At 65.4% G+C, this 13,365-nt stretch carries 11 protein-coding genes; 7 read left to right on the top strand and 4 right to left on the bottom strand.

The window, feature by feature from the left end:
- Positions 1-130: 130 nt before the first annotated feature.
- The 4 genes from ACFZCE_RS12955 to ACFZCE_RS12940 all read right to left on the bottom strand — a co-directional run bounded on the left by ACFZCE_RS12955 (position 131) and on the right by ACFZCE_RS12940 (position 4,245).
- Positions 131-1,063 (bottom strand): NAD(P)-dependent oxidoreductase, encoded by a 933-nt coding sequence (locus tag ACFZCE_RS12955; RefSeq protein ID WP_390939474.1) that lies wholly within the window; start codon positions 1,061-1,063, stop codon positions 131-133.
- Between the two features lie 84 nt (positions 1,064-1,147).
- Positions 1,148-1,441, bottom strand: coding sequence for a YcgL domain-containing protein (locus ACFZCE_RS12950; protein WP_390939472.1), 294 nt, complete (start codon positions 1,439-1,441; stop codon positions 1,148-1,150).
- A 2-nt stretch (positions 1,442-1,443) separates the two neighbouring features.
- Positions 1,444-2,568, bottom strand: a complete 1,125-nt coding sequence (rnd, locus tag ACFZCE_RS12945) for a ribonuclease D (protein ID WP_390939471.1) — start codon at positions 2,566-2,568, stop codon at positions 1,444-1,446.
- 60 nt (positions 2,569-2,628) lie between these two features.
- Positions 2,629-4,245, bottom strand: a complete 1,617-nt coding sequence (locus ACFZCE_RS12940) for a phosphoethanolamine--lipid A transferase (protein WP_390939470.1) — start codon at positions 4,243-4,245, stop codon at positions 2,629-2,631.
- 320 nt (positions 4,246-4,565) lie between these two features.
- On the opposite strand from ACFZCE_RS12940, the gene ACFZCE_RS12935 reads away from it, so the two are divergent.
- The 7 genes from ACFZCE_RS12935 (at position 4,566) to ppnN (ending at position 13,363) form a co-directional block, all read left to right on the top strand.
- Positions 4,566-5,879 carry an Nramp family divalent metal transporter gene (locus ACFZCE_RS12935; protein ID WP_390939970.1) on the top strand — a complete coding sequence of 438 codons (1,314 nt, stop codon included), beginning with the start codon at positions 4,566-4,568 and terminating at the stop codon, positions 5,877-5,879.
- 84 nt (positions 5,880-5,963) lie between these two features.
- Entirely contained in the window at positions 5,964-7,244 is a 1,281-nt protein-coding gene (locus ACFZCE_RS12930) for an AAA family ATPase (protein WP_390939468.1), read from the top strand.
- Positions 7,225-8,028 (top strand): hypothetical protein, encoded by an 804-nt coding sequence (locus ACFZCE_RS12925; protein WP_390939466.1) that lies wholly within the window; start codon positions 7,225-7,227, stop codon positions 8,026-8,028. The genes ACFZCE_RS12930 and ACFZCE_RS12925 overlap by 20 nt, the downstream gene beginning before the upstream one ends.
- A 110-nt stretch (positions 8,029-8,138) precedes the next feature.
- Positions 8,139-9,326: an MFS transporter gene (locus tag ACFZCE_RS12920; protein WP_390939464.1), complete on the top strand. Its 1,188-nt coding sequence runs from the start codon at positions 8,139-8,141 to the stop codon at positions 9,324-9,326.
- Between the two features lie 248 nt (positions 9,327-9,574).
- The gene (locus tag ACFZCE_RS12915) at positions 9,575-10,852 is read left to right on the top strand and encodes an MFS transporter (protein WP_390939968.1); all 1,278 of its coding nucleotides are present in this window, start codon (positions 9,575-9,577) and stop codon (positions 10,850-10,852) included.
- Between the two features lie 517 nt (positions 10,853-11,369).
- Positions 11,370-11,903 (top strand): gluconate 2-dehydrogenase subunit 3 family protein, encoded by a 534-nt coding sequence (locus ACFZCE_RS12910; RefSeq protein WP_390939462.1) that lies wholly within the window; start codon positions 11,370-11,372, stop codon positions 11,901-11,903.
- An 86-nt stretch (positions 11,904-11,989) separates the two neighbouring features.
- Positions 11,990-13,363 carry a nucleotide 5'-monophosphate nucleosidase PpnN gene (gene ppnN, locus ACFZCE_RS12905; RefSeq protein ID WP_390939461.1) on the top strand — a complete coding sequence of 458 codons (1,374 nt, stop codon included), beginning with the start codon at positions 11,990-11,992 and terminating at the stop codon, positions 13,361-13,363.
- Positions 13,364-13,365 lie beyond the last annotated feature (2 nt).

The raw sequence follows: 13,365 nt of genomic DNA, 5'->3' as shown, positions 1-13,365 counted from the left end.
GCGGGGGGTGTTTGGTGGCTCGCCCCCCGCCGGGGGGGGGTTATTGGGGGGGGGGGGGTTTTTATCCCGTTTTTTTGGGGTTGGGGGCCCCCCCCCCCGCCCCCCGGGGGGGGGGGCCCCCGCCCCCACCCTAGTACCCCTTGGCGAAATCCACTTCACCCTGCAGGGGCTCCCCCGCCAGGTACGCCGCGCAGTTGCGCAGGAACAACTCCGCCATCAGCGGCGGCGAGGTCGGCCCGGCGCTGTGGCCGGTGAGCAGCAAGCCCCAGGCGGTCCAGAACGGGTGGCGCTGGGGCAGCGGCTCTTGCCGGCAAACGTCGATCACCGCGCCGGCCACATGGCCCTTTTTCAGTGCCTCGACCAGGTCGGCATCGACCACCGCGCTGCCGCGCCCGGCGTTGATGAACAACGCTTCAGGGTTGAAGCGGGCAAACAGCTCGGCGTTGTAGAGGTCTTCGGTGTGCGGCGTGTCGGGCAGCAGGTTGATCACGTAATCGGCTTCGCCGACCATCGCGCCGAGCGCATCGAGGCCGCCCACGGCCTTGAACGGCGCCAGTTCGCGGGCCGTGGTGGCCACCCCATACAGCTCGACGCCGAACGGCAGCAGAAACCGCGCCACGCTCTGGCCGATGTCGCCCACCCCCACCAGCAGCACGCGGCGCCCGCGCAGGCTGGGCGGCTGGCGGTTGTCCCACTTGCGCTCGACCTGGCTGACCAGCCGCGACAGCACGCTGCGCTCATGGTTGAGGAGGTAAGTGAGCACGTATTCGGCCATCACCTGGCCAAAAATGCCGACCGCGCGGGTCAGCCGGTAATCACGCGGCAAGCCGTCGGCCAACAGCAGGGTGATGCCGGCCCAGGTCGATTGCAGCCACTTCGGGCGATGGCCCTGGCGCAGCAGGCAGGCGAGCAGGTCGGGCTGGCCCAGCCAAACGTCGCAATGGGCGGCGTGCTCGGCGAGCACCGCCGAGTCATCGCTGGTGAGAATATCGAGCGCCGCGTGCTGCCCGTCGAGCAGGCGAGCGTAGGTGGCGAAGTCTTGCTCGGCAATGAGCACACGCATGGATCAAGCCTTGTACATAGCCAACGAAAAACGCCCAGCCTAACGAAATGGCCGGGCGCTTACAGTGAAATCCGCGCGCCGCGGCTAGACCGGGTCGTTGCGCCGTAGCAGCTCATCGGGCAGGTGCTCGATGTACTCGTCTTCAGGCGGTGGCATCTGCAGGTGGTAGCCCTGCCCTTCGAGGTTCTCGAGCACCTTGGCGATGTCTTCGCGGGCCAGGGTGCGCTCGGGGGTGAGCACCAGGTCGAAGGTGTGCTGCGGCGTGCCGAACAGCCCCAGCAGGCCCTCGGGGATGCGCGCCAGGCCATCGGCCTTGAGGGTGTACAGGTACATCTCGCGCTTGCGCGGGCTTTTATAGATGGAGCAGATGCGTTTCATGGTCATTCCTCGCCGGCCAGCGCGTCGAGCAGCTTCTGGCCCAGGCGTTCGCGGCGCCAGCCGCGCAGTGAATCGGGCAGGTGGTAAGGGCCGGCCGGGTAGCCGGACTTGAGCAGCGCCTCGAGGGTTTTTTTCCGGGTGGCCAGCTCGGGGGCGATGTTCATCTGCTCGGCTTCGGCCTGGCCCACCGCGCGCAGGCGCTTGAGCAACCCCGCGGCCTCGATCGGCAGCGGCTCGGGCAGGCTCGCCGGGCGCTCGGCCTCGGGCGTGAGCAACGCCTGCTGGATCAGCTCCAGCAGGGTTTCGCCGTCGTGGCGCAGGGTGCGCGGGTGCATGTCTTCGATCTTGGCCATTGCCGTGAGGTTATCTGGCTGGAAGCGCGCCAGTGGCCACAGGGTGCTCTCTTTGAGGATGCGGTTGCGCGGCACGTCGCGGCGGCGCGCTTCGAGCTCGCGCCAGGCGCACAACTCGCGCAACACCGCCAGTTGCCGGGGCGCCAGCTTCCAGGCCAGCTTGGCGTCGCGGTACAACTCACGCGGGTCGACTTCACGGGTCAGTTGCTGCACCAGTTCTTCGCCGTCGGCCTGCACCCAGGCGTGCTTTTGCTCACCCAGGCGCGGCGCCAGCGCGGTGTACAGCTCGGCCAGGTGCAGGGCGTCCTGGGCGGCGTAATCCACCTGGGCGTCGGCCAGCGGGCGCTGCAGCCAGTCGGAGCGAGTTTCGCCCTTGGGCAACTCGAGGCCCAGCACCTCTTGCACCAGCCGCGAGTAGCCCATCGAGAAGCCGAGGTTCAGGTAGGCGCCGGCCAGTTGCGTGTCGAACAGCGGCAAGGGCACCGCGCCGGTCAGGCGCAGCAGCACTTCGAGGTCTTCACTGCAGGCGTGCAGCACCTTGAGCACGGCGGTGTCGGCCAGCAGCTCGGCCAGCGGCGCCCACTGGTCGATGCACAGCGGGTCGATCAGCCAGGCGCTGCGGCCATCGCTGACCTGCACCAGGCCGGCCTGGGGGTAAAAGGTATCGACCCGCATGAATTCGGTGTCGACGGCAATGAACGGCAACGCGCGCCATTGCTGGCACTGCGCGGCCAGCGTGGCGTCGTCACGGACCCAGTGAATATCGATGGACACAACGCACTCCCTTGAACAATGGTGCGCAGTATATCCGATGCGGGCCCGCGCCGTGCCGGCTCATCGCCGGCATTGGGCAAACAGGTCGAGGCCGCCCTCGTACACCTGGGTATTGACCTGCAGCAACCCGAGCATCGAGTGGAACAGGTTGTCCTGGCTCAACGGCCGGTTGCGCGAGGCTTGCAGGCACTGGCTGTCGAGGCCGAAGTCCTGCTGGTAGCCGGCCGAGAACCACGCCAGCATCGGCACGTGCTTTTGTTGCTCGGGCGCCAGCATGTAGGGCGTGCCGTGCAGGAACAGGTTGTACTCGCCCAACGATTCGCCATGGTCGGAGAGGTACAGCATGCCGGTGTCGACCTTGTCCTGGTGGCTGCGCAGGGTGTTGATCAAGCTGGCCAGCACGTGATCGGTGTAGCGGATGGTGTTGTCGTAGGCGTTGACGATCTGCTCCTGGCTGCAACTGTTCAGCGCGTTGCTCTGGCACACCGGCTGGAAGTGGTCGTAGCCGGCCGGCACACGCTTGTAGTACTCCGGCCCATGGCTGCCCATCTGGTGCAGCACCAGCACGAGGTCGCGCTGCAGGTTATCGAGCAGTTGCGGCAGGTCGCGCAGGAGGATTTCGTCATGGCATTCGCCGCTGGCGCACAGGGCCGGGTCATTGGCTTTGCCAAGGTCCTGGAAGCCAACGCGGTCGCAGGTGCCCTTGCAGCCAGACTGGTTGTCGAGCCAGACCACATCGAGCCCGGCGTGCTTGAGCACATCGAGCAGGCCTTCACGGTTGCTGGCGATGCTCGCCGAGTAGTCCTTGCGGCCCATGTTGGAGAACATGCACGGCACCGACACCGCGGTTTCAGTGCCGCACGAGTGCACGTCGGGGAAGGCCACCAGCCCGGCCTGGGCGGCCAGCTCCGGGGTGGTGTCGCGGTTATAGCCGAGCAGGCCGAAGTTCTCGGCGCGGGCGCTTTCGCCGATCACCAGCACGGTCAGGGATTTACGCGCATGCTGCTGCCAGGCCGGCGCCAGGTGGGCGTCCAGGCCCAGTGGCTCGAACGGGCGCTGCGCGGCCTGGACCTTCTCGCCCAGGTAGCTGATGGTGGCGCCGATCACGTTGCTCGGCACCACCATCAAGCGCAATTCGTGGTGGTTGCGAAACAACGACGACAGCCCCTGGTAGTTGGCCAGCGCCAGCACGCCGATCAGGCAGGCACTGCCCACGCCGACCAGCACCTTGCTCAGCAGCGCGCGGGAAAACCGCCGGTACTGCACCGGCCACTTCCACAGCACCAACGAGGGCAGCACGCCCAGCCCCAGCAGATAGGCGCCGAGCTTGAGCGACAGCAGCCCGCGCACTTCGGCGGGGTCGGTCTCGGCGACGTTGCGGAACATACTGGCGTCGATCATCACGCCGTATTCGTTCATGAAGTAGGCCACCCCGGCGCTGATCAGGAACAGCGCGATCAACAGCGGCTTGAGCGTCCAGCGGCTGGCCAGCAGGCTCAGCACCAGGTTGAAGATCAACAGCACGATCGCCAGGAACACCCCGCGCAGCAGCCAGCCGCCGCTGGCCTGGGTAATCCCGTGCAGGTGCTGCAACAAAGGAAGGTTGAATACCGCCAGGAGCAACGCGCTGGCGACCAGTGTCACGCCCTCGGGCCGCACCGCTTTGAGTTTTGCCATGGGTAAGGAGGTCTTCATACGTTCATCACTCTGGGCACCGACTGCCGCGCCCCTTGCACTGGGAGCGGAAACTATTGGGGCGAGGGGTAATTTTTTGTGAAAAACCCGGAAACGAATAGTCGCCGGGCGTTTCGCCTCCACATTCTTTGCATGTTGTTCAGGCAGGATTCAGCGGCCCACCCCCTTGCGTGGGCGGCGCGGGCGGGGAACACTGGCAGCTGAAAAGCGTTCTCATCTCAAAGCCCGCTACCTTCGAGTGCCCCCACGTGGCAGAACACGACGCACAACCCCATTACCAAGCCGAAGACGGCGAACCGGCACTGCTGCGCCGCGCCGGGCTGGGCGCGCCGAGCCTCGGCGCGCTCAACGCCAGCGTGGCAGTGCCGCGCCACGGCAGTTGGCTGCGCCGGCTGCTGGCTTTCGCCGGGCCGGGCTACATGGTCGCGGTGGGCTACATGGACCCGGGCAACTGGGCCACGGACCTCGCCGGCGGTTCGCGCTTCGGTTACCTGCTGCTGTCGGTCATCCTGCTGTCCAATTTGATGGCCGTGGTGCTGCAGGCGCTGGCCGCGCGGCTGGGCATCGCCACCGGGCTGGACCTCGCCCAGGCCTGCCGGCGGCAGTGCCCGAAACCGGTCAACGTCGTGCTGTGGCTGGCCTGCGAGATCGCCATCGTCGCCTGCGACCTGGCCGAGGTGATCGGCACCGCCATCGCCCTGAAGCTGCTGTTCGGCATCCCCCTGCTGTGGGGGGCGATCCTCTGCGCGCTGGATGTGTTCCTGATCCTGCTGCTGATGCGCCGGGGCTTTCGCGCCCTGGAGGCGTTCGTCGCCAGCCTGCTGGGGCTGATTTTCCTCTGCTTCGTGGTGCAGATGGCCCTCAGCCAGCCACCGATCGCGGCGGTGCTGGCCGGGTTCATCCCGCGCACACAGGTGGTCACCGACCCGGCCGCGCTGTACCTGGCGATCGGCATCATCGGCGCCACGGTGATGCCGCATAACCTTTACCTGCACTCCTCGATCGTGCAAACCCGCGCCTACGAGCGCACGGACGCCGGCAAGCGCGAGGGCCTGCGCTGGGCGGTGACCGACAGCACCCTGGCGCTGACCTTGGCGCTGTTCGTCAATGCAGCGATCCTGATCACCGCCGCCACCGTGTTCCACGCCGCCGGCCGCACCGATGTCGAAGACATCGAGCAAGCCCACCAGCTGTTGAGCCCGATGCTCGGGGTCGGCACCGCCTCGTTGCTGTTTGCCGTGGCGCTGCTGGCCTCGGGGGTGAACTCTACGGTCACCGCCACCCTCGCCGGGCAGATCATCATGGAGGGCTTCCTTGACCTGCGCATGCCCAGTTGGGCGCGGCGCCTGCTCACCCGCGGGCTGGCGGTGATCCCGGTGGTGGCGATCACCGCCTGGTACGGCGAGCACGGCACGGCCAAGCTGCTGGTGCTGAGCCAGGTGATCCTGTCGATGCAACTGCCGCTGGCGGTGATCCCGCTGGTGAAGTTCGTGGCTGACCGGCGGCTGATGGGGCCACTGGTGGCCGGGCCGCTGCTGAGCGCGTTGGCGTGGGGGATCAGCGGGTTGATCGTGGGGTTGAATGGGTATTTGCTGGTGGGGTGGGTGTGGGGCTGACCGTGAACCGGGGCAGCTCTGCTACAGTAGCGGCCATTTAGCCGAAGCGCTTGCCCGCTGGCCCGTACCGCAGGAGACACCTTCATGTATTTGCGCAAGCTGCAACTCACCGACTTCCGCGCATATGAAGCGTTGACCTGGGAACTGGCCGCGGGTGAAGAAGCTGGCTGGCACGTGCTGATCGGGCCAAATGGGTCAGGCAAATCGGGGTTTCTCCGCGCGGCCGCGATTGCCCTGACCGGCCCCACGGAATTTGCGGCGGCGCGGCGCCCGAACCACGAGTTCATCCGCAAAGGCACCGAGCGGGCACAGATCAAGGCATGGATACGCCCCGATGAGCATTATGATTATTCCCATCGTTACGGCGGCATGCCGAGCCAGAGCGATGTTCTCGGCGAGCTGACCCTGGAGCTGAACGGGGTGATCAAATCGCCCCAAGCCGACAGCGGGGCGTTTCCTCCCTGGGCGGAAAACCACGGGTGGTTTTCGGCCGCGTTCGGCCCCCTGCGCCGCTTCAGCGGTGGTGCCCCTGAAAATGCCCGGTTATTCGAAGACTGGCCGAGGCTGGCACAGCACCTGAGCCTGTTTGACGAGGGTGTTGCCCTCACCGAGGCCATCGAATGGTTGCAGAAGCTGCGCTTTCAAGAGTTGGAGCAGCCGCCTGCCTCGGCGGCGGCAGGGCTGTTGAGCCACATCATGAGGTTCATCAACCAGCCCGGCTTCCTGCCCCACGGCATGGTGGTGAAGAGCATCAGTTCAAAAGGCGTTAACTTCGAAGATGGCAACGGTGTAACCGTGCCTATCGAGGCGCTAAGCGACGGCTATCGCGCAGTGCTATCGATGACCTTCGAATTGCTTCGCCTTATGGCACAACGGTTCGACGAGCAGCAATTATTCTCAAACGGCTCGCTCAGCGTACCGATACCGGGCGTAGTCCTGATTGACGAAGTGGATACCCACTTGCATCCCTCTTGGCAGCGCGACATCGGCCCCTGGCTGACCCGGTTATTCCCAGCCATACAGTTCATTGTCACCACCCACTCACCCTACGTGTGCCAGAGCGCAACCAAAGGAACGATCTGGGCGCTGCCGGCGCCGGGCTCGGCTGCTCAGGTTCAGCGTATCGAGGGCGAGCAACGGGCCCGGGTGCTGTTCGGGGATGTTCTGCACGTGCTCAACAGCGAGGCCTTTGGCGGTTTGCCAGGGCGCTCGGCGGAGGCCGGCGAAAAACTGGACCGCTTGGCCCAATTGAACCGAGCCAATGCCCTCGGCACCTTATCGCCAATACAACGAGAAGAGCGGGACACCCTCGCCCAGCAGCTCGCCCCGGTGATGGAGGCCTTCGGTGATTCTCCTCTCGGCTGAAGCCCTCCCCCCCGAACATTCGGCGCAGTTGGAGCAGCTTCAGGCCGAGATCGATGACCAGCCGGACTACCCCAGCCAGGTCGCCCGGGCCAAAGCACGCTGGGCGAGCAAGCCGGCCAGGGTGTTCCAACCGATCAAACAGCAGTTGGCGCGCTTGTGCAGCGGCAATACCCGTTGCGTGTACTGCGAAGACTCCATGGCCGATGAGATCGAACACATGCGGCCCAAGGACCTCTACCCGGAGCAATGCTTCCAATGGGCCAACTACGTGCTGGCCTGCGGCCCGTGCAATGGCCCCAAGAACAACCGCTTCGCCATTCTGGATGCGCGCAACCAACTGGTAGATGTATCCCGGCGCAGAGCTGCACCCCCTGCCCCACCGCCGTCCGGCCGGCATGCCCTGATCGACCCACGGCTCGAAAACCCAATTGATTTCCTGTACCTGGACTGGCAAACCTTTCGCTACACACCCAACACCCAAGATCAAACCAGTGAGCTGTGGCTCAGGGCCAGGTATACCCTGGACGTGCTGCGCCTCAACGAACGCGATGCATTGGTGAGGGGCCGCCACGCCGCCTTTCGCACCTACCTGGCATGGGTCAAGGATTGGCACTTGCACCATCACGGCTGGGCAGGCGAAGAGCAGCAGCGCTTCATCGAAAGTTTTAAAGCCCTTTCCTACCGTGGCGTGTGGGAGCGCATGAAGCGCTACCCTTCCCATACGCCCCAAGCGGCGGGCCTTGCCCTGCTGTTCAGCGAGGCGCCCGAGGTATTGGGCTGGTAATCGGCCGCGACCGAACGCCCACCACCAAACCATTGTCCTAGACGCTTGCGCCGCCGATGTTTAGCATCGCCGGCTGTGCTTTTACCCACCCTTTCCCCGCGGAGTGACGCATGTCCGTCCAGCAAACCCATTCGCCCGTTCTGCCCGCCCGCGCGGCGGCCAAGATGGAAGCCGCCATGGCGGTGGGCAGTTTCGCCATCGGCACCGGCGAGTTCGCCATCATGGGCCTGATGCCCGACATCGCCAGCAACCTGGGCCTGAGCGAGCCGCAGGTGGGCCATGCGATCAGCGCCTATGCGCTGGGGGTGATGGTCGGCGCGCCGCTGCTGGCGATCCTCGGCGCCAAGCTGCTGCGCAAGCACATGCTGCTGTTGCTGATGGCCCTGTACGCGCTGGGCAACCTGGCCACCGCGTTTACCCCCAGCTTCGCCAGCCTGGTGGCCTGCCGGTTCATCGCCGGGCTGCCCCATGGTGCCTACTTCGGGATTGCCGCAGTGGTGGCCTCGAGCATGGTGCCGGCGAACAAACGCGCCGGTGCGGTGGCGCGGGTGATGATCGGCCTCACCCTGGCCATGCTACTGGGCAACCCCATCGCCACCCTGCTCGGCCAGTGGTTCGGCTGGCGCTCGGCGTTCGTGCTGGTGGGCGCCATCGCGCTGTGCACCATTGCCCTGGTGTGGCGCTACGTGCCCGACCGCCACGACGAGGCCCGCAGCGACCCGCGCAAGGAACTGCGCGCCTTCGCCGAACCGCAGATCTGGATGGCCCTGGCCATCGGCGCGATCGGCTTCGCCGGGATGTTCTGCGTGTTCAGCTACCTGGCCCCGACCATGCTCGACGTGACCCGCGTGGGCCCGCAGTGGATCCCCTTCGGCCTGGCCGCGTTCGGCGTGGGCGGGATCATCGGCAACATTGCCGGCGGCAAGCTGTTCGACACCTTCGGCTTCAAGGCGGTAGGCCTGGTACTGCTGTGGTCGATCGCGGTGCTGTTGTGCTTCCCGTTCGCCGCCGGCTCGCTGTGGGGCGTGATGCTCGGCATCGCCCTGGTTGGCACCATGGTGGCCCTCGCCGCACCGCTGCAGATCCGCCTGATGGACCTCGCCGCCAGCGCGCCGAGCCTGGCGGCGGCGTCCAACCACGCCGCGTTCAACCTGGCCAATGCCCTGGGCCCGTGGTTCGGCGGCATGGCGATCAGCGCCGGGCTGGGCTGGACCAGCACCGGTTACATCGGCGCGGCCACGGCGCTGGCAGGGCTGGGCATCTGGTGGCTGGCGCGGCGGATGAAGGGCGGCGAATAGGGGGTTGTTGTCCGACATGGCACCATGCCAACCCGAATCACACCTGATAGCGCAATCATTACCAAATTTTTCCAGACTTTGATCAAACCCAATAAAACCGGCCATTTTGGCCGGTTTTTTCGTTGACAGCCCAAGGCCCAATATCTATATAGTAAGGTCATATGACGACCTACATCGCCATACAAGTTCGCCCAATAAAAACAACAGCTGAGTGAGCAACCATGAAGATCAAAGGCATCCGCTGGTGGATGGTCTCCTTGATGATCGCGGGCCTGGTCATCAATTACCTCGCACGCAACACCCTCTCCGTCGCCGCGCCGACGATGATGACCGACCTCAACCTCTCGACCGAGCAGTACTCGCACATCGTCGTGGCCTGGCAGATGGGCTATGCGTTCATGCAACCGATCGCCGGCTACATCGTCGATGCCATCGGTACCAAGATGGGCTTCGCCTGCTTTGCCATCGCCTGGTCGGCGGTGTGCGCCTCGGCGGCGCTGGCCACGGGCTGGCAAAGCCTGGCGTTCCTCCGCGGCCTGCTCGGCATCACCGAGGCGGCGGGCTTCCCGGCAGGGGTCAAGGCCACCACGGAGTGGTTCCCGGCCAAGGAGCGCTCGGTGGCGCTGGGCTGGTTCAACGTCGGCTCCTCGCTCGGCGCGCTGATCGCCCCGCCGCTGGTGGTGTGGGCCATCCTCACCAGCGGCTGGCAGTTGGCGTTCATCCTGGTGGGCACCTTCGGCCTGCTATGGAGCGGGCTGTGGCTGTGGATCTACAAGCACCCCAACCAGCAGCGCTTGCTCTCTGACCAGGAGCGCGAGTACATCCTCGCCGGCCAGGAAGCCCACCTCAAGGATGCGCCCAAAGCCCGCGCGCAGTGGCGCAAGGTGTTCGGCCGGCGCAACTTCTACGCGGTGGCGCTGGCGCGGTTCATGTCCGAGCCGGCCTGGCAGACCTTCAACGCCTGGATCCCGCTGTACCTGATGACTGAGCGGCACATGAACATCAAGGAAATCGCGATGTTCGCCTGGTTGCCATTCCTCGCCGCGGACCTCGGCTGCGTGCTCGGCGGCTACCTCTCGCCGCTGCTGCACAAGCACCTGAAGGTGAGCCTGTTCACCTCGCGCAAGCTGGTGATGCTCAGCGGCTGCCTGTGCATGATCGGCCCCGGCTGCATCGGCCTGGCGGCCAGCCCGTACACGGCGATCGCGCTGCTGTGCATTGGCGGCTTTGCCCACCAGATGCTCTCCGGCGCGCTGTATTCGATCACCTCGGACTCGTTCGGCAAGAACGAAGTGGCCACCGCCACCGGCCTGGGCGGGATGTTCGGCTTCATCGGCGCGGCCTTGTTCACCGCGGTGCTCGGCGTGCTGGTGACCAAGATCGGCTACAACCCGCTGTTCGTGGCCCTGGCGGTGCTCGACATCGGCGCGGCGCTGGTGATTCTCGGCCTGGCGCGGCAGGTGGCCGAGGTCCCGGCGCAACCTGCCGAGGTGTTGGCCACCGGGGTGGCGCCGCAGCAGGCGTGATTTGAGGCGGGTTGAGGGCCCTTCGCCCGGCATGGCCGGCCGCCCGAGTACGGGAGGCCGGCGGTGCCGTAATGCTGTTCACTTAAGCAATCAAAGCGCTAATTGAGGGTAAAAAGCCCTGATTTTTCTAGGTGGTTTAACCGAGCGCATGATCTGACTGGCCCCTCGCCCGGCACAGCCGGCCTCCCACCAGATTTGTGTAAGCACTTGATTTACGAGGCAACATAGAACCCGTGGGAGGCCGGCTGTGCCGGGCGATAGGCCAGTCAGATCATGCGCTCGGTAAAACCCTAGGGAGAGATCAAGGCTTTGTACCTAAGATTTAGCGCTTTGATTGCTTGAGTGAACAGCATTACGACACAGCCGGGCGAAGGGCCCTCTGCTATTACCCTCTCCCGCAAAACGGTAATGCCATTTCGGCATCATTGTAAAACCTTGCAATAAAAACGAACCTTAGGAATTCGCAATTGGTCTAGTACCGGACACTTTCAATAACAGCCATGTTTTCGAGGTTTTCATGGCCCTGGACGCGACCCTGCATTACGCCGAGCAGTACCCGATGCCCGCCCCCCTGCTGGACCGGGAAGCCACGCTGCGGCGTGGGCCGCGGTTTTTCGACGAAGCGCAGAGCCGTACCCTCGAAGCGCTGTGCGACCGCGTGCTGCCCCAGGCCACGCCGCGGGTAGCGGTACCCCTGGCGGCGCTGCTGGATGCGCGTTGCTTCGCCAACCTCGATGATGCCGCCAGCGACCTGCTCGGCTCGCCGCGCACCAGCTGGCGCCTGGCCCTGGGGGCGATCGACGCCGAAGCCGAGCTGCGCTTCGGCAAGGCTTTCGCCGAGCTGCGCGGCAGTGAACAGGATGCGCTGCTGCACGCCATGCGCTGCGGCGAGCTGAACCACCCCGCCTGGGGCCCGCTGCCGGCCCAGGGGTTCTTCCAGCAGCGCCTGCTGCGGGATATTTCCACCGCCTACTACAGCCACCCGGCCGCCTGGCCTTCGGCGAGCATCATTGGCTCATTTGCATTCCCCGGCACACCCAGCCAAGAATAGCCACAGGCGCCTCAACGTGGTGGCGCCGTTCGATGCGCCGCGCCCGCGTGCTCGCGGGCCTGGGCATCGCTGATAAGGATTCCAGCATGAGTAAACGTAACGTCATCAATGCCCAGGTCAGCCCGAAGGGCAGCCTGGAAGTGCTCTCCCACCGCGAAGTGCAACAGTTGAGCGAAGCCGGCTCCGGCAGTGTTTACCAACTTTTCCGCCAGTGCGCCCTGGCCATTCTCAATACTGGCGCCCACGTCGATAACGCCAAGACCATCCTCGATGCCTACAAGGACTTCGAGGTGCGCATCCACCAGCAAGATCGCGGCGTGCGCCTGGAGCTGCTGAACGCCCCCGCCGATGCCTTCGTCGATGGCGAGATGATCGCCTCCACCCGCGAAATGCTCTTCAGCGCCCTGCGCGACATCGTGTACACCGAGAACGAACTGGGCAACCTGCAGTTCGACCTGCACAGCTCCAGCGGCATCACTGACTACGTTTTCCACCTGCTGCGCAACGCGCGCACCCTGCGCGCCGGGGTCGAGCCGAAAATGGTCGTGTGCTGGGGTGGCCACTCGATCAACAGCGACGAATACAAGTACACCAAGAAGGTCGGCCACGAACTCGGCCTGCGCAAGCTGGACATCTGCACCGGCTGCGGCCCGGGCGTGATGAAGGGGCCGATGAAGGGCGCCACCATCGCCCACGCCAAGCAGCGCATGAGCGGCGGGCGCTACCTGGGGCTGACCGAACCCGGGATCATTGCCGCCGAAGCGCCGAACCCGATCGTCAACGAGCTGGTGATCCTCCCAGACATCGAAAAACGCCTCGAGGCGTTCGTGCGCGTGGGCCACGGCATCATCATCTTCCCAGGCGGCGCCGGCACCGCCGAGGAGTTCCTTTACCTGCTGGGCATCCTCATGCACCCCGACAACCGCGAGCTGCCGTTCCCGGTGATCCTCACCGGCCCGCGCAGCGCCGCGGCGTACCTGCAGCAGCTCGATGCGTTCGTCGCCGCCACCCTCGGCGAGGCGGCGCGGGCGCATTACCAGATCATCATCGACAACCCCTCCGAAGTGGCCCGGCAAATGGCCGAGGGGCTGCTGGCGGTCAAGCGTTTCCGCCGCGAGCGCGCCGACGCCTTCCACTTCAACTGGCTGCTGAAAATCGAAGAAACCTTCCAGCACCCGTTCGACCCCACCCACGAGAACATGGCGGCGCTGGCCCTGCGCAAGGGTTTGCCGCCCCATGAGCTGGCGGCCAACCTGCGCCGGGCGTTTTCCGGGATCGTTGCGGGCAACGTGAAAGACAAAGGCATCCGCCTGATCGAAGCCAAGGGCCCGTACGAGATCCACGGCGACCGCGAGATCATGGCGCCGCTGGATAAACTGCTGCAGGCGTTCGTTGAGCAGCACCGCATGAAACTGCCCGGCGGCGCCGCCTACGAGCCGTGCTACCGAGTGGTGAGCTGAGC

It is taken from the genome of Pseudomonas sp. NPDC007930 (assembly GCF_042958985.1).
Classification (GTDB): domain Bacteria; phylum Pseudomonadota; class Gammaproteobacteria; order Pseudomonadales; family Pseudomonadaceae; genus Aquipseudomonas.
This window is presented reverse-complemented; position numbering and strand designations above follow the sequence as displayed.